Annotated in this window: 12 protein-coding genes and 1 riboswitch; of the genes, 4 read left to right on the top strand and 8 right to left on the bottom strand. The window is 31.7% G+C overall.

What is annotated here, in order from left to right; all coding sequences use genetic code 11:
- Positions 1 to 36: 36 nt before the first annotated feature.
- A riboswitch (cyclic di-GMP riboswitch) is annotated at positions 37 to 112 on the bottom strand.
- 345 nt (positions 113 to 457) lie between these two features.
- Both PG914_RS02430 and PG914_RS02425 read right to left on the bottom strand, forming a co-directional pair.
- Positions 458 to 1,099 (bottom strand): GyrI-like domain-containing protein, encoded by a 642-nt coding sequence (locus PG914_RS02430; protein WP_488822094.1) that lies wholly within the window; start codon positions 1,097 to 1,099, stop codon positions 458 to 460.
- Positions 1,099 to 1,800: a metallophosphoesterase gene (locus PG914_RS02425; protein WP_488822093.1), complete on the bottom strand. Its 702-nt coding sequence runs from the start codon at positions 1,798 to 1,800 to the stop codon at positions 1,099 to 1,101. The genes PG914_RS02430 and PG914_RS02425 overlap by 1 nt, the downstream gene beginning before the upstream one ends.
- 95 nt (positions 1,801 to 1,895) lie before the next feature.
- Here PG914_RS02425 and gcvT point away from each other — a divergent pair, with 95 nt between their 5' ends.
- The 4 genes from gcvT to gcvPB are packed head-to-tail and all read left to right on the top strand — an operon-like array spanning position 1,896 to position 6,140.
- On the top strand, positions 1,896 to 2,972 hold the full coding sequence (gene gcvT, locus PG914_RS02420) for a glycine cleavage system aminomethyltransferase GcvT (RefSeq protein ID WP_488822092.1): 1,077 nt from the start codon (positions 1,896 to 1,898) through the stop codon (positions 2,970 to 2,972).
- 13 nt (positions 2,973 to 2,985) lie between these two features.
- Entirely contained in the window at positions 2,986 to 3,354 is a 369-nt protein-coding gene (gcvH, locus tag PG914_RS02415; RefSeq protein ID WP_488822091.1) for a glycine cleavage system protein GcvH, read from the top strand.
- A gap of 21 nt (positions 3,355 to 3,375) precedes the next feature.
- Positions 3,376 to 4,689 (top strand): aminomethyl-transferring glycine dehydrogenase subunit GcvPA, encoded by a 1,314-nt coding sequence (gene gcvPA, locus PG914_RS02410; RefSeq protein WP_488822090.1) that lies wholly within the window; start codon positions 3,376 to 3,378, stop codon positions 4,687 to 4,689.
- The gene (gene gcvPB / locus PG914_RS02405) at positions 4,686 to 6,140 is read left to right on the top strand and encodes an aminomethyl-transferring glycine dehydrogenase subunit GcvPB (RefSeq protein ID WP_488822089.1); all 1,455 of its coding nucleotides are present in this window, start codon (positions 4,686 to 4,688) and stop codon (positions 6,138 to 6,140) included. Before gcvPA ends, gcvPB begins: the two co-directional genes overlap by 4 nt.
- A gap of 46 nt (positions 6,141 to 6,186) precedes the next feature.
- Here gcvPB and PG914_RS02400 read toward each other — a convergent pair whose 3' ends face one another.
- From PG914_RS02400 to PG914_RS02375, 6 genes are all read right to left on the bottom strand, one after another.
- A complete protein-coding gene (locus PG914_RS02400) occupies positions 6,187 to 8,832 on the bottom strand; it encodes a starch-binding protein (RefSeq protein ID WP_488822088.1) in 2,646 nt (881 codons plus the stop codon).
- Positions 8,833 to 8,980: 148 nt separating this feature from the next.
- The gene (locus PG914_RS02395; protein WP_488822087.1) at positions 8,981 to 9,328 is read right to left on the bottom strand and encodes a hypothetical protein; all 348 of its coding nucleotides are present in this window, start codon (positions 9,326 to 9,328) and stop codon (positions 8,981 to 8,983) included.
- Positions 9,329 to 9,358: 30 nt separating this feature from the next.
- On the bottom strand, positions 9,359 to 9,706 hold the full coding sequence (locus tag PG914_RS02390) for a hypothetical protein (RefSeq protein ID WP_488822085.1): 348 nt from the start codon (positions 9,704 to 9,706) through the stop codon (positions 9,359 to 9,361).
- Entirely contained in the window at positions 9,672 to 10,562 is an 891-nt protein-coding gene (locus PG914_RS02385; RefSeq protein ID WP_488822084.1) for a DegV family protein, read from the bottom strand. The genes PG914_RS02390 and PG914_RS02385 overlap by 35 nt, the downstream gene beginning before the upstream one ends.
- Before the next feature lie 2 nt (positions 10,563 to 10,564).
- Positions 10,565 to 11,410, bottom strand: coding sequence for an SDR family NAD(P)-dependent oxidoreductase (locus tag PG914_RS02380; RefSeq protein ID WP_488822083.1), 846 nt, complete (start codon positions 11,408 to 11,410; stop codon positions 10,565 to 10,567).
- A complete protein-coding gene (locus PG914_RS02375) occupies positions 11,385 to 12,446 on the bottom strand; it encodes a hypothetical protein (protein WP_488822082.1) in 1,062 nt (353 codons plus the stop codon). Before PG914_RS02375 ends, PG914_RS02380 begins: the two co-directional genes overlap by 26 nt.
- Positions 12,447 to 12,449: the final 3 nt, after the last annotated feature.

Genomic DNA, 12,449 nt, shown 5'->3' with positions numbered 1-12,449 from the left:
GCAAATAGCCTCATTAATATGAGTATAAACGCTTTTAGCGGCAACTGGCTACCATTTTACAGGTCCTATAGCTTTGCGTCCTTAAGTTTCCTTAAGTTTGCCAAGATTTAATTTCATTCACAAGTATAACAAGTTATAAACCTTATTGCAAGTAAAGTTATAATTCGAACGGCTTTGTGAGGCTATTCTTACTAAATTTAAACTTTTACTTACTCCTGCTATACCCGTCCATTATACACATATGTTTCGGTTTAGTAATATTTTAGGATCTATTATGGATAATTTTGGTAAACTTTATCAAAATATAATAAAAATCCCAAAATAATATTGCATATAATGGGATTTTTTACATTCTTTTATAAAATATAACAATTTTAAAATGAATTATTGAATTCTGATTGTTTGGGTCCAAAAAAAATCATTAATATAATTTTTTACATCTAAATTTCAAAAAAATCTATATTAATTTAGTGTTTTTTATTGGATGTCTTATAATCGTCTTTAAACTTACACTGTCAGTTTTTCTAGGATCTGAGATATAAATTTCATGATGAAACCTCGTATCTGATATGTCTAAAGCATATCCATTTTGAATTATAAACTCATGCATCAACTCAACAGATTTTACTTCTTCTTGATATGGTCCAATGTGCATCATTTGCACACAAAGTCCCTCATCATAGGTAAAGAACTTAACCTTACTGTAATCCTTTTTCTTCTTTTTACTTATTGTATCTATTGCCCACAAGACATGTTCTTCTTTAATAAAGTCTGGTAACCTTAACAAAGAGATAAATTGAAATTCATCATATCTATCATAGTCAACACCTTTTAATCCCTCAATCCACCAGAATCCTTCAAGTTGTGGTACAACATATTCTTTAAAATCCGGTATTATATATGAAGTTTTGTAGCTCATCTTTAATGTATATGCCACGCCATACAAAAATTCTATTGCTTGACTATACTCACCATCTTCTAAATTTGGGTTCCCCTTCCCTCTAACTGCAAGAAAATTAGCTTTCCCAATATTTATAATACTTGGTGTTGTTTTCGGATTGTATTCATCCTTATATATTTTCTTAAAATCAATCATCATTATAACCCCTCTTTTAACTCAATGCCATCTTCGCTAAAGACTAAAACATTTACTATTTTAGTAATGATTGTTTTAGCATCAATTCCAATAAATCCTTTTTTTCTAAATGGTTCACTAGATTCAATACCAAGCTCGTAATAGTTTAATGGTTGAACATGAAAGTGTCCAAAAACATAAGTTTTATCTTTTGGATCAAAGTTTTTAATAAAGTAAGGTGTTTCTGCAAAGTTATAAATATACCAACCATTCACATTATCAAAAGTGTAACCAGCATGAATGAATTCATAATTACCTAGTTCAAACTTAGGTATCATACTTTCTAAAAACCCAATTAACCAAGGATATCTTTGATTAATTGAATCTCTCATTAATTCAATGGTATTGACATTAGAATCTGAAAGTTCTCTTAAGGTATTACCTAGTCCATTGTATTTAATATTGAAGATACCATCACTTACACCTTTTAAAAAATCAAGCAGAAAATCATCATGATTACCCCTAATCATAATGAGTCTATTTTGTTTTTGAAAATATCTTAAAAAGCCAAGTACATCTTTATTTTCTATTCCTCGATCAAAATTATCACCTAACGATAATAAAATATGATCTGGATTTTCCAAATCAAAACCTTTTTTCTCTAGTGCATCGACTAAAGGTTTTAAATTCCCATGGATATCAGAAAAGACGAAATAGTATTTCAATATCATTACCTCTAAGTTATTTTATCACGGTATAATACAATCTTTTAGAATAATCATATACTATCGTATATAATGGAATGAGAGGTATATTGCACATGAGTGAACTTAAGAAAACAATATTATATGACAAACACAATTCGGTTGGTGCGACTATCGTTGAATTCGGTGGATTTTTAATGCCACTTTACTACACGACAATTCCTTTAGAACATCATGCAGTTAGAAACGAAGTTGGCATGTTTGATGTCTCTCATATGGGTGAGATTTTAATTAAAGGTAAAGATGCATTAAGATTCACAAACTATGTTGTATCAAGCAGAATCACAGTATCTAATAAGATGCAATACGGATTTCTACTTTATGAAAATGGAACCATTGTCGATGACTTAATGGTATATCCATTTGCAGATGATAAAGTCTTGCTTGTTGTAAATGCAAGCAATACTGATAAAGACTTCAAACATTTTTTAAAATATGTTGAAGGATTTGATGTGAAGGTAGAAAACCGTACAAATGATTTTGGTGAAATTGCTGTTCAAGGTCCAAAGAGTTTTGAAGTATTGTCAAAGCTATTAGGAGAATTACCAGAACATTCAGGTGACTTTGGTTATTACAAATATAAAGATGGATTCCTATTAATTTCTCGAAGTGGATACACTGGTGAAGATGGATTTGAGGTTTATGGTGATAACAATCAAATTCAAGAACTTTGGGACTTATTCTATAACAATGGTATAACACCTTGTGGACTAGGTTGTCGCGATACACTACGTTTTGAAGCAGCTATGCCATTATACGGCCATGAAATTGATGATACAGTTAATCCATATGAAGCAGGTTTAAGTTTTGCTGTTGATTTAACTAAAGATCAATTTGTTGGTAAAGGTGCATTAGTTCTTGCAAAAGAAAATGTAATAAGAAAATCCGTTGGCATTGAACTATTAGAACGTAATGTTCCACGTCAAGGATACTCAGTCTTTAAAGATGATGTTGAAATCGGAAAAATAACCACAGGTTATTTATCACCATCTATAAATCAACCAATCGCAATGGCTCTAATTGATGGTAAATATGCTAAAATTGGAACTAACGTATTTGTTTCAATAAGAAACAAAATGATACCAGCAGTGGTAAGAAATAAAAAGTTTATTGAAAAGAAAAATAAGATTTAAGGAGATTAAAATTATGAATAAACATGACGTTAAATATTTAGCTAGCCATGAATGGCTATATGTAGAAGGTAACAAAGGTAAAGTAGGTATCTCATCTTATGCAGCAATGCATTTAGGTGATATTGTTTTCTTTGATTTACCAAAAGTTGGACAAGAATTTAAAAAGGAATCAGTGTTTGGTGCAGTTGAATCTGTTAAATCTGCTTCAGATCTTTATTTACCTGTATCAGGAAAAGTTGTTGCAGTAAATGAAGCATTAGTTTCATCTCCACAACTTGTTAACGATGATCCATTTAATAACTGGATTATTGAAATAGAAATTACAAATCCAAATGAAGTTGATTCACTTATGGATGTAGCAGCATACGAACAAACATTATAATTTATAAAAAGGGGATAACTTATGCATAAATATCTACCACATACCGAAGATGACATCAAGGTAATGCTTAATACAATCGGTGTGGGTTCACTTGATGATTTGTTTTCAAAAATTCCTAAGAATTTAAGATACAAAGGAAATTATCAAGTACCGACTCAATTATCAGATTTAGAAGTTTCAAAACTGTTAAATAACATCGCTTCTAAAAATAAACCTTTAACTATTTTTAGAGGTTATGGTGCTTATGATGTTTATACACCAGCAATTGTTAAATCTTTAACATCACGTCAAGAATTCTTAACATCTTACACACCATATCAACCCGAGGTATCTCAAGGTACATTACAATACATTTTTGAATATCAATCATTCATTTGTGAAATCACTGATATGGATGTAACCAATGCATCAATGTATGATGGTCCAACTGCAACCGCTGAGGCTGTCTTTATGGCAATTGCTCAAACTGGTAAAAAGAAAATTGTATATTCAAAAACTGTACATCCTCGTATCATGGAAGTCGTTAAAACTTATGGACATTACCGTGATTTAGAATTTGTTGAATTAAGCGAAAAAGATGGTGTAACAGATTTTTCTAATCTAGCTAATTTAGCAATCGATTCTGCCGCTGTACTTTTACAATCACCAAACGTTTATGGTAATGTTGAAAACTTAAACGGTGTTGCAGATATTATTCATAATGCTTCTTCATTATTCATTATGAATACTGAAATCTCTTCATTAGCATTATTTAATACACCAGGTAAACTTGGTGCAGATATTGCATGTGGTGATTTACAATCTCTTGGTGTACCTCTATCATTTGGTGGTGCTTATATTGGTTTCTTAGCTGCTAAAACACCACTACTTCGTAAGATGCCAGGTCGTATTTGTGGTATTACAACAGACCAAGATGGAAAACGCGCTTTCGTCTTAACATTACAAGCAAGAGAACAACACATCCGTCGTGCAAAAGCTAACTCAAATATTTGTTCAAACCAATCGTTAATGGCTTTATCAGTTGCAATTTATCTTTCGAGTCTAGGTCGTCAAGGTTTCAAAGATCTTGCAAGATTATCACTTGAAGGTGCATATTATTTAGAGTCTCAATTATTAAAAACAGGTCTATTTAAAACGGTTTATAATCAAACACATTATAAAGAATTTGTTTTAGAATCAAAAATTGATCCAGATAAATTTGATAATTTCTTAATTGAAAAAGGTTATCTTGGTCCACAATATTTAGGTGATGGTAAATTCTTATTTGCAGTAACTGAAAAAAGAACAATGTCTGAGATTAATGAATTTGTGAAAGTTGTAGGTGATTTCAAATGAAATACTACGACACATTGATTTTTGAAATCTCAAAACCTGGTAGAGTTGGATCAAATCTACCAAAAAATGAATTCCCAAAAGTCGAATTAGATTCATCACTTCTTCGTGAAGTTGATGCTAATTTACCTGAAGTTTCTGAATTAGAAGTTGTCAGACACTATACGAACGTTTCACAAAAGAACTTTGGTATTGAAACAGGCTTCTATCCACTTGGATCATGTACCATGAAGTACAACCCTAAATTAAACGATGACCTTGCAACCCTTCCAGGTTTTGCAAGTATCCATCCTCTACAACCAGATAAAGTATCCCAAGGTTTCTTAGAAATTTACTTTGAACTTTCAAAATATTTATCTGAATTAACTGGCATGGATGCTTATTCATTAAATACATATGCTGGTGCACATGGTGAACTTGCAGGTTTAATGATTATTAAAAAATATCATGAATTAAGAAATGATTCAAACCGTAATTTAATTATCGTTCCAGACTCTGCTCATGGAACAAACCCAGCTTCTGCTACTGTTGCTGGTTTTGATGTTATAGAAATCAAATCAAATCCAGACGGAACAGTAAATATCGATGCATTAAAAGAAGTTTTATCCGATAATGTTGCTGGATTAATGTTAACGAATCCAAATACTGCTGGAATCTTTGAAAAAGATATTGCTGAAATTTCAAGATTAGTTCACGAAGCTGGTGGTTTAGTCTACTATGATGGTGCGAATTTGAATGCATTACTTGGTGTATCAAGACCAGGTGATATGGGATTTGACATCACTCACTTAAACTTACATAAAACATTCTCAACACCACACGGTGGTGGTGGCCCAGGTTCTGGTCCAGTTGGAGTTAAAGCATTCTTAAAAGAATTTTTACCAGGACCAGTTGTTGAAAAAGTTGGAGCAGATTATAAATTTGTTCAACCTAAGACATCAATCGGTGCACTTTCTGCTTTCTACGGTAATGCATCAGTTTACCTCAGAGCTTATGTATACATTAGAACATTAGGTATTGAAAACTTAACAATGATTGGTAAACTTGCTACCTTAAATGCAAACTACATTAAAGCATCCCTAGAATCGTTCTATGAACTTCCAATTAAAGGACATGCAATGCATGAGTTTGTATTCGATGGTTTAAAAGACCAATCTACAGGTGTTAAAACACTTGATATTGCGAAACGTCTCTTAGACTTTGGTATGCATGCACCAACTATCTACTTCCCATTAATCTTTAGTCAATCCATGATGATTGAACCTACTGAATCTGAATCAAAAGAAACATTAGATCAATTCATTCAAGCACTAAAAGATATCGCAGAGGAAGCAATTTCTAACCCAGATTATTTAAAATCAGCACCTCACAATACAATTGTTAGAAGATTAGATGAAGCTAAGGCTGCTAGAAACCCAATTGTATCATTTAAAGATATTCATAAGTTTATTTAAAAATAAGGAGTTTCCGTTTTGGAAACTCCTTTTTACTTACATATTATTAAGCAAGTACTGCTTCAAAACTATCATATCCTACGCCATTAACATCAAAATAAACATGATTTGGATTTGATTGATTCAGATCTCCAGTGTTATGTGTATTGTTGTCATGAATAATATAATTGATACCATATCTTGTGTACATAATATGGACAGGTATGATTACTTTAAACCATCCATCATGGCCTTCTAAAGCAGTTGCTTCTACGCCAGGCCAAATAGATTCTTGTCCTTGTCCATCAATCTTTAAAAACCAATAATGTATATAAAGTGTTGGAGTATTCAATAATGAATTATACACATAAAATGTTGTTTCATTTACAAAAGTAGCTAACGCTTCTTCTGCATCTGTTTTAGTTTCAAATGAACCAAAGTATGTGACGAATACTCCACTTTCAATTGTTAAATCTCTTGTTTGTTGATTATCACCATTACTAAATAATAGTCCTTGTACTAACTCTAAATTAAATTCTACATCAACATAGAACCAACCTTCATCTTCTAAGTCAGATGTTAGTACTTGACCTGGCCAACTACCAACTAAACTGTTGCCACCTTCTTGCCAAGCCCAAATATAAATATTTTCCCAGTCTAAAGTATTATAGAAATAAATTTTTTCTAATAGCGGATCTTCTGGGTCTTGTGGTTCTTCTGGTTCAACATCCAATAAAGCTTCTGCTTCTGCTGACGCTTTTGAGTTATACCAAATGCCATTATAAAAATATATATACTCCGTATTATCTAATACTAAATCTATAGTTTGGTTATCAAAGCCTGTAAGACCATTATTAAAAATTATGTTTAAAGGTAATATAACATTTTCAAATTTAAAACTATACCAATCGTCTGCTTCCTCTATCATTAACGTCCCTGGATACTCACCGACGATTTCTGGACTAAATGTAAAAACCTTTAAAGTTTCCCATTTTTGTTTAGAATTTAGAAACCATATTTCAACATCAACTTCTACCTCAGGTTCAAGCTCGAAAACTGCTTCCTCAGCCGCATCAAATGAACTATAAATACCTGCGAGTGATGCATAAACATTTTCTTCTGTAACGATTAAGTCATCTGTTTTTCTCTCATCAGCATTTGATAAACCATTACTGAAGAGAATTCCAAATTCACCTTCAAATGGTACTTTAACCATAAACCATGAATCCTTACCTTCTATAACTTGTGCTTTAATTCCTGGCCATGTTTCAAATGCATTGCCACCCGCATTCCAAGCCCATGCATAAACATCTGTCCAATTGTTTGAATTATAGAAGTATACCGTTGTAGGTAGAACTGGTTCTTCAGGTAGTGGATCAATTACTGCTCCACCATTTGCTGTATGTGCATCTTCTTTTGATGCATACCAAGTACCATCAAAGAAATAAACATTTGTATCATTTGTCACTTGTAAGTTAGCAGTCTGGTTAGATTCACCACCACTACCATTATTAAAGATAATATTCACCGGTAAGATCACATCTTCTAATAAAATTTGATACCAACCATTACTTTCATATGTCATTTCAGTTCCTGGCCATGTACCAAATAACTCTGGACTAAATGTATAAACATGTACCTTAGCCCAATTGGATTTAGCGTTAAAGTAATAAACCATGACATCTTGTGGAACTAACGTTTCAAGAGATGCCTCAGCAGCACTATATGAACCATAAATACCTGCAAGTGACACATATTTGAGTGTCGTTGTCACTGTAACATCTGGGGTCTTTTTTTCATTACTCTCACTTAATCCATTATTAAATAATAACCCAAACTCACCTCTTAAGACATCAAATGGTACAGTCGCAACATACCAACCAGGTTTACCTGAAACTGGAGTTGCTAACATACCTGGCCATGTTGGATATGCATTAGTTGTTTCTCGCCATGCCCATACATAAACTGTTTCCCAATTATCCGAGTTAAAGAAATACACATCTGTTGAACCTTCTGGTTCATTCGGATTTCCAACACTTGCTTCTGCATCTTCTTTATTATTATAAGGACTACCTTGAGCATTCATTGTCACATATAATGCGAATCTTGAATCAATAAAGATATCCTCTGTTTGACGACCTTCGCCACCAGTACCATCATTAAAGATGATAGTAAATTGATCACTATTAACATCTAATTCTACATCAATATAGTACCAGCCACTTCCTAAGTCATCAACATCAATAACTGCCGCTGTACCTGGCCATGAACCCATAGCCTCACTGGTTGGTTCACCATAAAATACATAAGCATATACTTGCATCCAACCATTTGTATTTAAGAAATAAACTCTTGTTTTAGCATCATCTAATCCGGAAGCTTCTGCTTCTTCAAATGATGTGAATTGTCCATTTAAACTAAAGTAAATGGCAGTCTTTGTAATAAGTTCAAATTGAACTTTTTCTAAACCGACTGCAAATTCTAAGCTCAAATCTAAGTTATCTATCGATTCAACTTTAAAAGTTGCATAATACCAACCTTCACGATCATGTGAAGACATTGTTATTTCATTATCCTGATCGACTTTCAAAACCGCAGGTGCATCACCAGGATGATAAAAATAGACTGTGAAGTCTTCTAAAGATGATGATGTACATGAAACTAAAATCATTACAAAAACCATCATCGTTATAAGTGATAATATTTTGTTCATTCTTATTCCCCCTGAACAATTTTAACATACATATTATAATATGTAAGCGCTTATATTCATAATGAATTGAACTATAAACAGTTATGGAAAGGTTTCCTTAATCATTTTAATAAAAAAATACACTCCTGATGAGTGTATTTGATTTTAATTATTCAGCGTCAATATAATCTTTTTGCTTCTTTTTGTTCTTTTTAATTTGTTCAAAGATTCCAGGTCCAAATAATGTGTAATAGATTGGGATTAATAAGAATAACACCCACCCTGGATGCCACCAATCGAATACAAACCCAAGAACTAAATATACAGCAATAATGATTACAGAAAAACTAATCTTTATTTGTTTTAAGCCGACAATAAATGGAGATAATGGAATTAATAAAAAGACTGCTGCCGATGGAACCCAAGCGTCGGTAATAAATCCAAGCATTAAGAAAGCGAATAGTGAAATCATTGGTGAAGCAGCGACAATTCTTTTCTGCCAGTTGTATTGGAACATATTTTTAATTTCCTTTCATATAGATTCATTCTATAAAACTTCTTCGATTTTTACAATTAATTTATCTAATAATTTAGGAATCATACCGTTTTTATAATACATAAGATATGTACTATTATCAGAAGACATATAATCAGTTCTATAAATTACTGTTAATCCCAAGATTAAATCTTCATAATCTGCATCATCAATTAAATGTTTATTTGATTCTAATTCAACAAATCTTTTCATTTTAGAAATGTAATTTTTCTCTAATAAATGATTGTCATTTAAATAATTCATCAATAAAGATACCGTAAAGTATACATCAGTGTCATTTTTATTCAGTTCTTCTTTAATCATTTTAAAGTAATTCAAATGATTTAAAAACGTCTTCAAAGCCATCTTTAATAATATACCCTACACCTAAAATTTTTGATCCAATGTGTGCACCTACTGTTGGTGTAATTGTTGAAACCAACACATTATTCGCACATGAAATTTCTTCTTTAATTTTTTGACTTAATTTAATCGCATCTTCAAGCCTTCCAGTATGAAGTACAATAAAGTCTGCATTTTTTACATCTTTAGTTTCATCGACAATGAGTTCAAACATTCTACTAACTGCTTTTTGATGGGTTCTGATTTTTTCTTTTGTAGTAATTCTACCTTCGCTGTTAAGCGTTAAGATAGGTTTTACTTTAGCAAGAATACCAATCGTACCAGAAAATGATGAAAGTCTACCATTTTTAATCAAGTATCTTAAATCATCTACAATAAAATAGGCATTCATTTGAGTTCTTATTTTACCAATGATCTCTTTGATTTCTAAAACATTTTTACCTAAATCAGCTAAATGTTCTGCAATCTTGACTAAATATCCTTGCATCAAAGTTGCAGAATATGTATCACATACATGAAAATGAATACCTTCAATATGTGGGTCAATGAGCTCTTTTAAGTTTTTACCATAAGCGGATAGGTTAGTTGAAATCGGAAAATGAATGACATCTGTGTATCCCATTTCTTTAAGTGTTTCAACTTGTGTTAAAACTTCACCTAAAAGCGGTGCAGAGGTTGTTGGTATAATATCTGTTTTTTCTAATTTTTCATAAAATTCATCAGTGGTGATATCGACACCATCAACTAATTCTTCATTACCAAAATGTATTGTTGTCTTAGTAATTAAAGCCTTAGTTTTAAATGGTGCATATTTCAAACCTGAGGATGAATCTGCTGTAAAACCTATTTTCATATCTACTTATCTCCTATGATTTGATATGCATATTGCATAATCTCTTTTTGCAGTTTTACATTTTTATAGATATCAGCGTGGCGATGTTCTTTAGCATTTTTATATAAGGTAATGTTATTATTCTTACCTAATTCAATTGTTTTTAAAATTTGTTTGGCAATCGTCTTTGGCTCATATGAAATGAGTTTTATTAATGGTGATGCCCATTTTGCCCATTCTGGCATCATACCTTTTGTTGTGTTGGTATAAACTATAAATGGATCAATTAATTTATATGTAATTGAGTGATCTTTACTATAGTAATAATAGTAACTCATGTTACTCATCATCTTAGTGATACCATAGGCCTTAATTCTTCCATAGGTATCCATCTTCTCTAAATCACTCATTTCGAAACTTGTTGCAGCTGACATTGAAGTCGTATGAATCACAGTTTTTTCATTAGACTTATATAAAGCAGACAATAATGTTTCAAAAAGGATTAGAGGTGATAAAAAGTTTACGATGATCGCTTTATTTAAATCCCCTTGATTATCTGCCTTTTTACTTGGAACCATCGCTGCATTTTGAAATAGATAATCAATGACAGGATGATCCTTTAATATCTTCTTAGATACTTTCTTGACTTCATCAAGTTTTAAAAAGTCAGCTAGATAATAATCAACCTTTAACTTGTCATTAACAAGACGAAACTCATCAATGGAATCCTTGATGAGTTGTTCATTTCTAGCAACAATAATCAAATGGTAGGTTTTCTTTTCTGCAAGTAGCCTCGCTACTTCTTTACCAATACCATTTGTTGCTCCAGTAATTAAGATTTTTTTAATCTGTGAATTGGAAGATGTCAAGTTGTCTACCACCTTTACGTCTGTCTTCTGGAATCTTTTGCCACTTAGATGTTCTACCTTTACCAAGTGGTTGAATTAGCCCTTCATCCTTAAGTCTTTTTAAGGTACGGTCAATGGTGATTTCTGAGACAGTTGGATGCACAGCTCTAATGTCTTCTTTTGAAAATATTTCTTTACCATTTCTAATGGTTGCTTCAATGTTATCACTTTTGTTTAACTTTTTCTCAAAACTATATTCTCTTGAGAAATCATTAACTTCTTCATATGCTTGATCTAAAATATCAATGATTAATCGATTTAACAAATCTGTGTTTGGAAAGCCCGATTGATAAGCATAATTTGCTTGGGCTAATGCCATTTGATATTGACCAAAGTTTTTATAAAAATATTCGAAGAATGAAACATATTTAAAGACTGAAAAGTCTCTAATTAGAAATGCATATAAACCCATATACGCAACAACATCATTATGCATGGTAAAGAGATTTGCGTTAACAAAGTCAATATAGAAATTTGAAATTAATTGGGTTAATTCATATGACTTCGTTTTGTTTTGCTTGTTATACTCACTGATAATCGCTTCTAAGTCTTCTTTTTTACCTTGTGCCTTGGTTGAGGTAAATAAGGTTCCATCTGTTTTTTTCTCTTTACTTTCAAATTTAATGGGTTCATAATTTTTTGATAATGCTTTTGCAAGATTATCAAACTCATTCGGTAGTAACTCGAAATCTTGTGGGTTCTTTTGAATAGCTGTTAATGCACCCTTGATATTTAAGAGGAATGTTTCTTTCTTATTCTTAGCGACTAACTTCTTTTTTGAAAGAAGTTTAAGTCTAGCATCAGTTAAACCTAAATCTAAGATTTTACCAAAAAAGTAAATATTCTTTTCAATAGTTTTCCTTAAGAAGACATCACTATCTCTTTCAAAGAGTTCATCATAGTAAAATGATTTACCCTTTGCTTCATAAACCTTCAGTAACAACAGTAATGTTTCTGTTGAAACTAAAAGACGGGACATATTAGATAAAGCTTTCATTAA

Source organism: Acholeplasma sp. ORD1043, assembly GCF_057808485.1.
Note: the sequence above shows the minus strand (reverse complement) of the source record. Positions and strands in the feature narration are given on the sequence as shown.